The 13,423-nt window shown below is 67.0% G+C and carries 10 protein-coding genes; 3 read left to right on the plus strand and 7 right to left on the minus strand.

All coding sequences use genetic code 11. The annotated features are described in order from the left end of the window. Nucleotides 1-98: 98 nt before the first annotated feature. Genes AL755_RS20210 through ssd form a run of 3 tightly spaced genes read right to left on the minus strand, consistent with a single transcriptional unit; the run spans nucleotide 99 to nucleotide 3,424 of the window. The gene (locus tag AL755_RS20210) at nucleotides 99-959 is read right to left on the minus strand and encodes a type II secretion system F family protein (protein ID WP_054012548.1); all 861 of its coding nucleotides are present in this window, start codon (nucleotides 957-959) and stop codon (nucleotides 99-101) included. Nucleotides 960-962: 3 nt separating this feature from the next. Further along, nucleotides 963-2,180 carry a TadA family conjugal transfer-associated ATPase gene (locus tag AL755_RS20215; RefSeq protein WP_107503897.1) on the minus strand — a complete coding sequence of 406 codons (1,218 nt, stop codon included), beginning with the start codon at nucleotides 2,178-2,180 and terminating at the stop codon, nucleotides 963-965. Nucleotides 2,181-2,233: 53 nt separating this feature from the next. Further along, nucleotides 2,234-3,424, minus strand: coding sequence for a septum site-determining protein Ssd (ssd, locus tag AL755_RS20220; RefSeq protein WP_082369454.1), 1,191 nt, complete (start codon nucleotides 3,422-3,424; stop codon nucleotides 2,234-2,236). Nucleotides 3,425-3,615: 191 nt separating this feature from the next. Here ssd and AL755_RS20225 point away from each other — a divergent pair, with 191 nt between their 5' ends. Both AL755_RS20225 and AL755_RS20230 read left to right on the plus strand, forming a co-directional pair. Continuing rightward, entirely contained in the window at nucleotides 3,616-5,316 is a 1,701-nt protein-coding gene (locus AL755_RS20225; RefSeq protein WP_054012551.1) for a bifunctional 3'-5' exonuclease/DNA polymerase, read from the plus strand. Between the two features lie 26 nt (nucleotides 5,317-5,342). Beyond that, on the plus strand, nucleotides 5,343-7,067 hold the full coding sequence (locus AL755_RS20230; RefSeq protein ID WP_082369455.1) for an amidohydrolase: 1,725 nt from the start codon (nucleotides 5,343-5,345) through the stop codon (nucleotides 7,065-7,067). Here AL755_RS20230 and AL755_RS20235 read toward each other — a convergent pair. The 3 genes from AL755_RS20235 to AL755_RS20245 are packed head-to-tail and all read right to left on the minus strand — an operon-like array spanning nucleotide 7,064 to nucleotide 10,011. Next, the gene (locus AL755_RS20235; protein ID WP_054012552.1) at nucleotides 7,064-7,744 is read right to left on the minus strand and encodes an NUDIX hydrolase; all 681 of its coding nucleotides are present in this window, start codon (nucleotides 7,742-7,744) and stop codon (nucleotides 7,064-7,066) included. The genes AL755_RS20230 and AL755_RS20235 overlap by 4 nt on opposite strands. Then, nucleotides 7,741-8,571: an endonuclease III gene (gene nth, locus AL755_RS20240; RefSeq protein WP_054012553.1), complete on the minus strand. Its 831-nt coding sequence runs from the start codon at nucleotides 8,569-8,571 to the stop codon at nucleotides 7,741-7,743. The genes AL755_RS20235 and nth overlap by 4 nt, the downstream gene beginning before the upstream one ends. Nucleotides 8,572-8,574: 3 nt before the next feature. Beyond that, nucleotides 8,575-10,011, minus strand: coding sequence for a hypothetical protein (locus AL755_RS20245; RefSeq protein ID WP_054012554.1), 1,437 nt, complete (start codon nucleotides 10,009-10,011; stop codon nucleotides 8,575-8,577). Nucleotides 10,012-10,340: 329 nt separating this feature from the next. Between AL755_RS20245 and acs the strand changes: the two genes are divergently transcribed. Next, nucleotides 10,341-12,317, plus strand: coding sequence for an acetate--CoA ligase (gene acs, locus AL755_RS20250; protein ID WP_054012555.1), 1,977 nt, complete (start codon nucleotides 10,341-10,343; stop codon nucleotides 12,315-12,317). Nucleotides 12,318-12,401: 84 nt separating this feature from the next. Here the strand turns inward: acs and AL755_RS20255 are convergent, their stop codons facing one another. Further along, complete coding sequence (locus AL755_RS20255; protein WP_054012556.1) at nucleotides 12,402-13,421, minus strand: LacI family DNA-binding transcriptional regulator; 1,020 nt, start codon at nucleotides 13,419-13,421, stop codon at nucleotides 12,402-12,404. Between the last annotated feature and the right edge of the window lie 2 nt (nucleotides 13,422-13,423).

Genomic DNA, 13,423 nt, shown 5'->3' on the forward strand with positions numbered 1-13,423 from the left:
GCGCTCCGGGCCTGAGCGACGTCGCCAAGGGTAGGCGCGGTCCCGCCCCAAGAGCCAACATGCCGCTGCCAACAGCGCAAAGATTCCCATGGCCGCCGTCATCTGGTTCTCGAACCACTCAACGGACCGGGTCCACGGCGGAGGCCGGCCGGGCGAACTCCTGCGGGCCGGGAAGCGGCCGCGATCAAGCGGTTGGACCACCACCTCCCGGCAGCCACCAAGGCAAGCCCAAGTCCCAGGCACGCCCACCCCAACGGCCCACCCAGCAGCACCCCCACCGGGTTCACCCCCATGGCCATGCCAAGTCCCAAACCCACAAAAGGCAGCCAGGTCAGCAGGCGCACCGTGGCACGGGGGCCGGCCAGGGCCGTTTCGCGAAGGGCTGCCGCATCTTGTTCGGCCTCAAGCCTGCCGGCCAGACGGGCCAACACGGCCGCAACCGGTGCCCCGCTCGCCTCGCAGATTTCAAAGCAGGCCGCCACTTCCAGCCACATCCGGCGTTGCTGCCCACTCATCCGGACCGTACCGGGATTCCAACGAAGCGGGTGCGGCGCCGATGCCGCCTGCAGGACCGCCGCCCGCAAGGCCTCTGCAACCGGCAACCCCAAAAGGCAGGCTCTCTCGACGGCGATAACAAGGGCCAGGGTGGGACCCGTCGATACTGCCGCTCCCCCGGCGGCGACTCGTCCGGCCGGCCCAAATTCGGCGGCGAGGACTTCGGCCAAAGCACCCCACACGCTGGGACCGTTCCGCCCCGAGGCCAGAAGCGCTGCCAGCTGGCGCACAATTCTCGGCATGCCCATATCCGGCCCGCGCCTACGCCCCCGCCCTGACCAGCCCGCAGGATCCCGGGCGTTTTCGAGACCGGCCGCTTTGTCCTCGGGCGGCCACGGACGGCGTCGAAGGGACATGGCGATGCAGGCCGCCGCCGTCAAGAGGAACACGGTTGCCGCCATCATGGGCTACTGCTTACCGAGCGCTGCGGGGTCGATCCCCAGCCGTGACGACAACGCTTTCCAAGCGGCGCCCGCAAGAACTTCCCTGCCGAATAACGCGTAGTCATGTCCGTCAGTGCCGCCGGGGCCGGGACGCCCCAGCCGCAGTGCCGGCACCACTGCCAGCTGCCCATCCTGCAGGGTCACGGTGCCAATTTCGGAGACAACCCGCCCGGAGGCGGAGCGGTCCACATGAACGACCACATCCAGCGCACTTGCCGCCTGAAGCGCCACCGCCTGAGGACTCATGCCGGCCAGGGCGCCCAGCGCCGCAAGCCTGGCAGGAACATCGGCGGCACTGTTGGCGTGGATGGTCCCGCCGCCCCCACTGTGCCCCGTATTGAGCGCCATAAGGAGTTCACGCACTTCCAAGCCCCGGCATTCGCCCACGATCAACCTGCCCGGATTCATCCTCAACGCCTGACGGACCAACTCCTGAAGATCCACAACCCCGGTACCTTCGGCGTTTGCATGCCGGGCCTCCAAAGTCAGTACGTGCGGGTGGTCGGGTTCCAGCTCCGCGGCATCCTCGATCAACACCAGCCGTTCAGTGGCCGGGCACAGCCCCAGCAAGGTCGAAAGCAACGTGGTTTTGCCGGCTCCCGTGGCACCGCTGATCAGGAAGCTGAGCCGGGCACCCACAATATTGCGCAGTACTCCGGCCATCACCGGGTGGACGCAGCCGGCTTCCTCGAGCTCGGCCAGTGTAAAGACCTGCCGGCGTTTGATGCGCACTGAAAGCAGCGTGCCGGCGGACGAGATGGGCGGCAATACGGCGTGGATACGGTATCCCGGGGCAATCCGGACGTCGACGCACGGCGAACTCTCATCGAGCCGGCGCCCTCCCGAGGCGATGAGCCGGACCGCCAATGCGCGCAGGGCGCCCTCGCTTTCAAACCCTGCGTCGACGCGTTCGGGGCCGTTACCTCGATCCAGCCACACGGAGTTTGGGGCGTTGACAAAAATATCCGTAACCTGCGGGTCCAGCGCGAGTGGCTGCAACGGCCCCAATCCACTCAACTCGGCACTGATCCTGTCCATCGCGAGCAGCGAACCGGCCGCCCCCAGCAGGCGTCCGCTATCCCGAACGGCCGCCGCCACGCGGAGATCGGTAAGGGGGCCGGATTCGGAGAGGACCGTTTGGCGGACGGATTCCAACAGTCCCGGATCCACTGCTGAAACCATGGGCGGCGATATCCGCGCCGGTTCAGAATAGGCTGCGGTGGCCAGATGCCGTGTCATGGGATTCCCCGTTCAGTTCGGCGCGCCTGTTCGGTCGCTGGCCCGCCCTCCATCGCCATCCAGTCCAGCACGCCCGTGATCAGCGCCCGCATCCTCCGGCCTCGGGCCACGTCCCTTAGACGACCGGATTCCAGGGCATCGCCGACCCGGCGCAAGCGCGGAAATTCACCGATGGGCGGGGCACCCACGGTGGCAGCCACCAACGCGGCATCCACGCCGTCAAGCATCGGCCCCCTGATCGCCAACCCCACGGGAGCGGCGGGCAGTTCCGCCAGCACTCGGGCGGCAGCGGCCGCCGCCCGCAAGCGGCCGGGCACCACAACAACAAAGCTGTCGCAATGTGCGCCCAATGCAGCAACGGAGTCCGGCGACCTGCCCAGATCCACCACCACCAGGCCGTACGCTTCCCGGGCTGCGTGCATCGCCTCGCTGGTTCCCGTGGCTCCGGGGGAACGGACCTGGCTTGCTCCGGATTGCGGGCCCCAGGACAACAGGGACATTCCGGCCGCCTGCGGCAACGATGCGGCCAGCTGTTCGGGGTTGATGGCCCCGGAGGCGTTGCGGAGATCAGGCCATCTCAGGCCGGCGGCTCCCTCGGCGGCAATTGCCACGTCGAGGCCGCCGCCCCATTCATCGCCGTCAACAAGCAGCGTCCGGGTTCCGCGCACGGCTGCCCCCGCCGCCAGCAGGGCCGCAAGCGTCGAGGCACCCGAGCCGCCGCACCCGCCCACGACCCCGAGGATCCCGGCGCCGCTCCCAGGATCCCGAAGCCTGGTCAGGTAGTTGGCCAACCATTGGGCGGAGTCGGGAAGAACGGCAACCCTGTCCGCGCTCAATTGTGAGGCCTGCAGCCACATGCGCCCCGAATCGCCGGCCGGCCCCACCACCACTGTGGGGCCGCGCCATCCCGGGAGCCCTCCCTCCACGTCGCTGCCAATGAGGATTGCCGCAATGCCGTCCCAACGCCCTCCGCATTGCTCCACCGTCTCCGCAATGACCAGGCCGACGGCGGCTGCGGCACTGACGCGGCCGACCTCGCCGTGGAGCGCAGGAGAACCGGAAATGACCATGACGACGGTTCCCGGCTCCGGCACCCAGGCCTGCCGCGATTGTCCTGCCGGGCCCGACGACGGGGCAGGCGCGGTTCCTGGTCCCGGACCGTGCCGGGCGCCGCTTCGATTTGTCATGGCTCCACTCTTCGCCCCCGAGTTACCGACCGACACGGGCAACCGGTCCAATGTGCACAACCCCGATGGATCGGCTGATTGTGGAGGACCAACTAGCCCCTCCACGCTCGACTTCGACTATTTTCCAAGGACATAACACTGCATCGCTCATATATTCGAAGCTTTTCAGGGGCTCGGGAGACAATGGATGCATGTACGCGTTATTGGCCTTGGCACAGGAAAGTGCTTTCGTGACGGTCCAGCTGCTGGCCGCCGATGGAACGCCCCCGGCACCGGCGCAAACCGTTGCCCGCGAGGCCCTGGCCGGCGTCGTCCGCTCCCTGGAACAAGAGCACCAGCCGCGCTGGGTGTGGGACCGGGCCCAGCACTGGTACCCGGAGCTGCTGGCAGCCCAGGTTCGCCTGGAGCGCTGCCATGACCTGGCCTTGTGCCAAAGCATCCTGCTGTACTCAGAATTCGCCGCAAACACCGGCTACCGCGAGCGCACGATCATCCTTCCGCCAGAAGTGGAGGCGGCGTACCCCGGGGCATCCGCGGCCCAGGAGAGCCTTTTTGACCAGCCGACGGCGGCGACCGGCTGGGATGTCCAAGCAGTGGCGGGGGAACTGCGGGCCCAGAAAATGGCCATTGCCTCCTCCACACACCCTGCCCGCCTCGCACTTCTCCTCAGTGCGGAATCCGCCTGCGCCCTGGTGGCCGCGGAGATGCAATATGAAGGTATGCCCTGGCGTGAGGACCTGCATAGGAGGTTGCTGGATGATCTGTTGGGAGTCGAGCCGGCCGGCCACGCGCGGCCGCCAAAACTGGAGGCGCGTGCCGTGGAACTTCGCGCCTTGCTGGACGCACCCGCCTTGAATCCCGACTCCCCACAGGAGCTGATGAGGGCCCTGCACCGGGCAGGAATCGATGCGAAGTCAACGCGCTCCTGGGAATTGCAGGAGTACAAGCATCAGGCGATTGAGCCATTGCTGGCGTATAGGAAGCTGAGCCGTCTCTTCACCACCAACGGGTGGTCTTGGCTTGAACAGTGGGTGCGCGATGGCAGGTTCCACTCCGAATACATTGTGGGCGGGGTGGTCTCGGGACGGTGGGCGTCGCGCGGGGGCGGAGCCATGCAAATTCCCAAACAGATCAGGGGCGCGGCGTGCGCCGACCCCGGGCACAAGTTCATCGTGGCGGATGCCGCCCAGCTGGAACCCCGGGTGCTTGCAGCACTCGCCCAGGACTCTTCCATGGCGGCGGCCGGTCGCGACAAGGACTTGTATGCCGGCATCGCGGCCCAGGGATTTGGCGGCGAGCGGGCGATGGCCAAGGTGGCACTCCTGGGTGCCATCTATGGTTCCACCTCGGGCGAATCGGGCCGGTTGATGCCTCAGTTGACCCGCATGTACCCGCGCGCCGTGGGTTACGTTGAGGATGCCGCACGGGCCGGAGAACTCGGCAAGGCCGTGTCCACCAAGCTGGGTCGGAGCACTCCCCCGGTGTCGGCGCAGTGGCAGGCGGGCCAGCGCAGCAGCACGGCTGAGGAGCAGCGCCGGGCGGAGTCGGCAGCCAGGTCGAGAGGGCGGTTCACCCGCAACTTCGTGGTGCAGGGCACGGCGGCGGAATGGGCCTGTTGCTGGTTGGCCGAGTTGCGGCGCCGATTGCGGGCCTTGCCGGCCGCAGGATCCGCCTCGGCCGCAGGATCCGCCGCCGGCACCGGGTCCGCTCCGGCGTTGGTGTTCTTTCTCCACGACGAGGTCATCGTGCACTGCCCCGACGAGCTGGTGGAGGTCGTGACGGAGATGGTGCACGAGTCCTCCAGGTCTGCGACACGCTTGATATTCGGCGAGATCCCGCTGGAATTTCCCGTCAATGTCACAGTGGTTCAATCGTATGCGGACGCCAAGTAAGCCTCACTGACATCCAGAAGGGCCCCATGACCAACTCGACAGCCATCCCACGCACCGGTGAAATCCGTCAGGACCTGACGTTTGGCAACGGACCGATTCTCACGATGGACGGTCCCACGGCGTCGTATGCCGAATCGGTGACTGTCAGCGGCGGGCGGATCGCCCATGTTGGGTCGCTGTCGGAGGCTCGGGAACGCCATCCGGATGCCAACTTCAGGGACCTTCGCGGCGCGACGCTGCTGCCCGGCTTCATTGATGCGCACAGCCATCTGCCCTTCGCCTTTGAATTGGCCGGGCAGGTCAACGTTGGCGCACCTCCCGTGGGCACCTGCCGCGACATCGCAGACGTGGTGGCCGCGCTGGAGGAGTTCCGGACCAGCCGCTCCGTCCCTGAGGGGGAATGGATTGTTGGCTACGGCTATGACCAGGAGACGCTGGCGGAGAACCGGCACATCACCAAATTCGATCTGGACGCCCATTTCCCCCGGCACAAGGTCATGCTCATCCATGTGTCCAGCCATGGTGCGGTGCTGAACTCGGCCGCACTGGCCTGGGCGGGAGTCGATGCCGGGACCCCCACCCCCGACGGCGGCGTCATCTCGCGCGAACCCCTGACGGGTGAGCCGACGGGCCTGCTCATGGAAACGGCCTACATCTTCCTGGTGGCGAACAAGATGCCGCGCCCCGACCAGGAAGGAAGGCTGGAGCTGCTCGACGACGCACTTCAAATGTATGCCTCCCACGGCTACACCCATGCGCAGGACGGCTTTTCCACCGTCACGGACCTCAACTTTTACCAGGCTGCCGCCGCCCGCGGGCTGCTGTATCTGGATGTCGCGGCCCTGGGATCGTTCCTGGAATTTGGCGCCTGGGCGGGCAACACCGACTTCCCCACCGGCTCGTACAATGGCGGCTTCAAGATTGCCGGCATGAAAATCCTGCAGGACGGTTCTCCGCAGGGCCGCACCGCCTATATGAGCGAGCCCTACCTGCAAGGTGGCCCGGACGGGCAACAGGACTGGTGCGGCGAACCCACCACCCCCTTCGAGACGTTTGCCGCGGTCGTGAAAGCCGGAATTGACGCCGGCGTCCAGATCTTTGTCCACGCCAATGGCGACGCCGCGATCGACGACGTCATCAAGGCACTGGAGTTGACGGGAACCACTGCGGCGGACGACCGGCGGAGCGTAGTGATTCATTCGCAATTTCAGCGCCCCGAGCAGCTTGCGGACTACGCCAGGCTCGGCATCACACCCAGCTACTTCACGAACCACAGCTACTTTTGGGGTGACGTGCACGTGGCCAATGTGGGTTATCCAAAGGCGGCGTTCATCAGTCCGCTCAAATCCGCGGCGGCACGGGGGCTGGTTGCGTCCAACCACACGGACTTTGCCGTTACGCCCCTGGACCCCTTCTTCGTTCTGTGGACCTCGATGGCCCGCACCACCCGCTCGGGCCGGGTCCTGGGGCCGGACGAACGGATTGACGCTTACCAGGCGCTGCAGGCGATTACGACGTCGGCCGCGTACCAAATGTTCGAGGAAAACCGGAAGGGCCGGATCGCCGAGGGCCTGCTGGCCGACTTCGTGATCGTCTCCGCGGATCCCACACGGGTGGGCGTCGACGAGGTGAAGGAGTTGCAGGTATTGGAAACCATCAAGGAAGGCGCCACCATCTACCGGGCCGAACAAGCGGACCGGGCCGACCAACCAGGCGAGGCGGACCAAGTACCCAAAGCCTCGGCACCCTAGATCGGTGCGGGAATCTCCCGGGAAACATCCCACGGCACGGTCCAGCCGAGCTCCTCAAAGACGTGATCCAGGATGCCCGCGGTGAAGCCCCACACCACCACGCCGTTGACCAGAAACGACGGGCCACGGTAACTGCGGCCGCCGCGGTTCAGGGCGGCGGTGAACCTGTTGGCCGGGTCCAACAGCTCCCGTACGGGCACCCGGAATACCTGCGCGGATTCGCCGTAGTCCACCACTGCCACGGGTGTTTGCCGCGTCCACCAGCCGATCACGGGTGTCACGATGAAGTTGCTGACAGGCATGGGGACTTCCGGCAGCACCCCCAGGATTTCCACACCGTCCGGTTCCAGGCCGGTCTCCTCCTTGGCCTCGCGAAGGGCCGCGGCGATGATCGATGCGTCGCCCGGGTCGACACCGCCGCCAGGGAAGGCAACCTGCCCGGGATGGGCGCTGAGCGTGGTGGCCCGTTCCAGGAACAGCATGTCGAGGTCGGCCGGGACCAACGGCACACCGGCCGGCGCGGGGCTGCCGTCAAGGGTGCCAAAGAGCAGCAGCACGGCGGCCTGCCGGGCCGAGTTCCTGTCAAGGGGCGTGTCCCACATCGCGGGCCGGCCCAGGCGAAAGGCGTCGTGGGCGGCACGGCGGGCAAGGCCAGCCAAGTCCTCATAGGCGCTCATGGGGCAGAATCGGTACCTTGTGAAACCACGCCGAGCCGGTCGGCGCGTTGGGATTCCTGGCGGAACTGCGCGGCGTTGTCCACATCGGCGAGCATGCGCGCGTGGAGGGCCTCCTGGCCGGGAGCCATCTCGTACTTGAGCAGTTTGGCGGCCTTGGCCGGGTCCGTCTCGCCCTCACCATAGGCGGGGCACAAGTGGGCGAGTGGGCATGCGCCGCACGCCGGCTTGCGGGCGTGGCAGATGCGCCGGCCATGGAATACCACCCGGTGCGAGACCATGGTCCAGTCCTTGGGCTCGAACAAGGCGGCAACGTCGGCCTCAATCCGCACCGGATCGCTGGAGACGGTCCAGCCAAACCGGCGCGCCAGCCGCATGAAATGGGTGTCGACGGTGATCCCGGGGACGCCGAACGCATTCCCGAGGACCACGTTCGCCGTTTTCCGCCCCACCCCGGGAAGCGTCACGAGGGCTTCAAGCTTTCCCGGCACCTCGCCGTCGTACTCGTCAACGATCCGGGTGGCCAGGGCCAGCAGGTTGGCGGCCTTGGCCCGGAAGAAGCCCGTGGGCCGGATGAGTTCCTCCAGCTCCATGACCTGCGCCTCGGACAGCGCCAGGGGCGTGGGGTAGCGCGCAAACAGGGCCGGGGTGATGGCGTTGACGCGCACATCGGTGGTTTGTGCGGAGAGAACGGTGGCCACCAGCAGCTCAAACGGGTTGTGGAAATCCAACTCCGCGTGGGCGTACGGATAAAGCTCCGCCAGCTCGCGGTTGATTTTCCGGGCCCGCCGTTTGAGCGCCAGCGCCGATTCGTTCTCCACCGGTTTCACGGGTTACGAGCCTTCCGGAGCCCGCTCAATCCCCACCAGGTCCAGCAGTACGCCGGTTTTTCCGTGGCTGTCCTGGACCAGGAAGCTGGTGCCGCGGTCCTCAAGGGCCAGGATCCAGGAGCCGGGGGTCAGCTTGAACACAAACTGGCGGCTGTGCTCATCGACCACGTTCTGCGGCCGGTCCACGGCAAACCAGAACGGATCGGCAACCACGGCGGCCTTGGCGGCCTGCGGGTCGACGGTTGCGCCGATGCTCTCGCGGACCGGGGCCTCCCGTACGGGCTCAGACTCGGTCACCTTCGGATGCAGCATGGTTGCCGGTGCCGCTTCCTGCACGGGCTCGACGCCGGTGCCCGCGTCCGCGGTTTCCTCGGCGACTGCTTCGGCCGGGATCGCGGATTCCGCGGAAGCTTCCTCGGTTTCCGGGGCGGTCGAGGCGGAGGGGACCTCGGGGGTCACCCGGGTTTCGGGCGCGGCCTCGGCGGCTTCGGCCGTGAAATTGGCGTCACCGGCGGAGACTCCGGCAGTCTTGACGCCCTGGGGCTCCGCGGTTTCGGCACCGGCTGCGGCAGTCGCGGCCGTCGCGGGAGCCGAAGTTGCTGCACTTGCGGCAGCCGCAGGAGCGGTTGCCTGCTGGGTCGCGGAGGCATCGGCGGGGGTGAAGATCTGTCCTGCGGACGTGTGCCCGGCAGCCTGGGGGCCGGCGTTCCAGCCAAAGCCGGGCTGGCCGGCTGCGGCCTGACCGGCGGCGGGCTTGTCGGCTGCATCCTTGCCGGGCGCCTTCTGGCCGTACTGCGGCTTTGCCGCCGCAGCCGCCGCAGCCGCCGCGGCCGTTGCGGCCGTTCCGGACGTTGATGCCGAAGCGGAGCCCGCACCGGCGGGCAGGGCGAGCGCGGGCTTGGGGGCGGCCGGGCGGTGAACCGCGGGAACGGCGTCGCGCGCGGCCGGGTGGGCGGTGACTTCGGCGCGGTTGGCATAGTCGGCGGCAAACACGGGGATCCACTGGGCCAGGACGGTGGCGGCCAGCAGGATGAGGGCGCCAATCAGGCCCACCAGGTAGGCCACCTTGAAGTTGGTGACGGTCCCGAGGAAGAAGAAGGCGGTGGCGAAACTGGCCACAACGGAGGCGAACTGGTCAACGGACAGCGAGCCGACGCGGAGCTTGAGTTCCGGGCTCATCCGGCGAATGCCGAACAGGGCGCCGACCACCAGCGGCAGGATGACGCCGATGCCGGTAAAGTACAGGCCGGCCACGTTCCACAGATTGCCTGTCAACCCGTAGGTGAAGACGATCGGCAGCACGGAGGCCACGAAGATCACCAGGACGGCACCGAGCACGGTTACATCGCGGGCGGTCAAGGGGCCAAATACGGCTTTGCTGATTCCCGCGTTCTTGCGGTCCGGCGCCACCGTGGTGGTGGACGCATTTTGCTCTGTCATCAAGTCACTCCTCAAAGTCACGATTCTGTTACAGCCTAGTGAACGCCTGGGAGCAACACTAGCCAGCCACAGCCAACGAGCGACACAAACTCCGGGGATGGGGAAACGTTCACCTACAACAATCTTGCGGCTTGCCGCGCATTTGGGCGCAGATATGACCCCGTTGGCCCGCATTCGCTGTGATCGCAGACACGTTTGCGCCGACAAGGCTATACAGTAAAAGCTGGAACACAACGTTGTGCCGCCACCTCCCCTCAGAACCGCAAATCCGCGCGCAAATTATGGGGGTGTGCCGGCATCCGTAAAGAAGGAATGAAGGGGTTACGAAGATGTCCGAGGACACCACCACGGCGGGTCAAAACACCGGCGACGCACTGGAAAATCTCCTGACGGAGAACCGCCAGTTCCCGCCAAGCGCAGAATTTGCGGCGAACTCGATCGTCAAGGCCGGCGAATATGACGCCGCCGACGCCGACCGCCCCGCCTTCTGGGGCAAGCAGGCCCGCGAGCTGCTCACCTGGAGCAAGCCGTTCACGAAGACCCTTGACTGGACCAATCCCCCGTTTGCCACCTGGTTCGAAGACGGCGAAATCAACGCCGCCTACAACGCGTTGGACCGCCACGTCGAGGCCGGCAACGGCGACCGCGTGGCCATCCACTTCGAGGGCGAGCCCGGCGACACCCGCACCTACACGTATGCGCAGCTGACCGAGGAGGTCAAGAAGGCCGCCAACGCCTTCGAGTCCCTGGGCCTTGCCAAGGGCGACCGCGTGGCCGTCTACCTGCCCATGATCCCCGAGGCCGTCATCACCCTGCTGGCCTGTGCCCGCATCGGCGCCATCCACTCGGTGGTATTCGGCGGCTTCTCCGCGGACGCCCTGCGCTCCCGCATCGACGACGCCCAGGCGAAGCTGGTGGTCACCGCCGACGGCACGTTCCGACGCGGCAAGCCCAGCTCCCTCAAGCCGGCCGTGGACGAGGCCCTGGTTGCCCCCGGGCACTCGGTGGAGAACGTCGTCGTCGTCAAGCGCAACGGCGAGCCCGTCAACTGGGTCGAGGGCCGCGACAACTGGTGGGAGGACACCGTTGGCGCCGCATCGACCGAGCACACGGCCGTGGGCCACGCCGCCGAGCACCCGCTGTTCATCCTCTACACCTCCGGCACCACGGGCAAGCCCAAGGGCATCCTGCACACCACCGGCGGCTACCTCACGCAGGGCGCGTACACGCACCGGGCAGTTTTCGACCTGCACCCGGAGACGGATGTCTTCTGGTGCACGGCCGACGTCGGCTGGATCACCGGCCACTCCTACGTCACCTATGCGCCGCTCATCAACGGCGCCACCCAGGTCATGTACGAGGGCACCCCGGACTCCCCGCACCAGGGCCGCTTCTGGGAGATCGTGGAAAAGTACAAGGTGTCCATCCTGTACACGGCGCCCACGGCGATCCGCACGTTCATGAAGTGGGGCGAGGACATCCCCGCCAAGTACGACCTCTCCTCGATCCGCCTGCTCGGTTCCGTGGGCGAACCCATCAACCCGGAAGCCTGGATGTGGTACCGCCGCGTCATTGGCAACAACCTGGCGCCCATCGTGGACACCTGGTGGCAGACCGAGACCGGCGCCATCATGATCGCCCCGCTGCCCGGCGTCACCGCCACGAAGCCCGGCTCCGCCCAGGTCCCCATGCCCGGCATCGCCGTGGACGTGGTGGATGAGGTCGGCGCGTCCGTGCCGGACGGCCATGGCGGCTACCTGGTGATCCGTGAGCCGTGGCCGGCCATGCTGCGCGGCATCTGGGGTGACAAAGACCGTTACAAGGACACCTACTGGTCCCGCTTCGACGACATGTACTTCGCCGGCGACGGCGCCAAGAAGGACGAGGACGGCGACGTCTGGCTCCTGGGCCGCGTGGACGACGTCATGAACGTCTCCGGCCACCGGCTCTCCACCACGGAGATCGAGTCCGCCCTAGTCAGCCACCCGTCGGTCGCCGAGGCCGCCGTCGTTGGTGCCGCGGATGAGACCACCGGCCAGGCCGTGGTGGCGTTCGTGATCCTGCGCGGCTCCGCCGTGGACGATCCGGACATCGTCACCCACCTGCGCAACCACGTGGGCAAGGAAATCGGTCCGATCGCCAAGCCGAAGACCATCCTGGTGGTCCCCGAGCTGCCCAAGACCCGCTCCGGGAAGATCATGCGCCGGCTCCTGAAGGACGTTGCCGAGGGCCGCGAGGTGGGCGATGCGTCCACCCTGGCGGACAACACCGTGATGAACCAGATCGCGGAGTCCCTGAAGAAGTAACTACCCCGCATCTGTGTTGCAGTTGTTGGACCGAATTCGCCGATTTTCGGCGTTTCTGGTCCAACAACTGCAACACAGACTTGTTTAAGGGCAGCCGCAGGAACGGCGCAGGACCAGCTCGGAGGCGATGACGCCGTGCCGCGAGGGCGTGCCCTTGTCCTGGCCCACGAGTGCGCTGACGGCGGCCTGCGCCATGGCCCGGACCGGCTGCTTGACGGTGGACAGTGCCGGCCAGCTGTATTCGGCGTCGGTTGACCCGTCAAAGGACACGATCGCCATGTCCTCCGGCAACGTGAGGCCTGCTTCATGGAGGGCCCGGAGGATCCCGATCGCCTGCATGTCCGAGCTGACAAACACCGCCGTGGGCCGTTCCGCCGAGGCCAGCAGGCGCTGCCCGGCCGCGTAGCCGCCGGCGCGGGTGAACAGGCTCCGGACAATCGGCCCCTCGCCGAGCCCGGCGTCCGTCAGGGCATCGAGCCACCCCAGTTCGCGGTCGTCCACCCCGCCGGCCGCCGTGTTGCCCATGGCCAGGGCAATGCGGGTGTGCCCGTGCCCAATGAGGTGTTTCACGGCGGCCCTGGCGCCCTCGCGCAGGTCGGTGCCGACGGATGCGAATCCGGGTGCTGCCTTGTTCGTGGCGAGGAGCACCACGGGGATGTCGGCCACCTCAAGCGCCGCCACATCGGGGTCGAACTGGACGCTGGCCAGGAACACGCCGTCCACTTGGCGGGCCGCCAAGTTGCGGACGTGGGCCTGCTCCCTGGCCTGGCTGCCATCCGAATTGGTCAGCAGGACCGCGTATCCGAGGGCCTCCGCCTCCTGTTCGACTGCGTGCGCCAACTCGGTGAAGAACGGGTTCGAGTTGTCCGGCAAGATCAATCCGAGCAGGCGGCTGGAGCCGAGCTTCAGCGCCCTCGCCGCGGCATTGGGCCGATAGTCGAGCACCGCTATGGCGTCCCGCACGCGAGCTTCGGTGGCCGGCGAAACGTTCCTGGGCCCGCCGTTGACCACATAACTGACGACGGCGGTGCTGACCCCCGCGTAGCGTGCCACGTCCTTGCGTGTCACGGCCATTTTCGGGGATCGCACCGCCGGTTCGTTCATGA

This window comes from Arthrobacter sp. ERGS1:01 (assembly GCF_001281315.1).
In the GTDB taxonomy this organism is placed as follows: domain Bacteria; phylum Actinomycetota; class Actinomycetes; order Actinomycetales; family Micrococcaceae; genus Specibacter.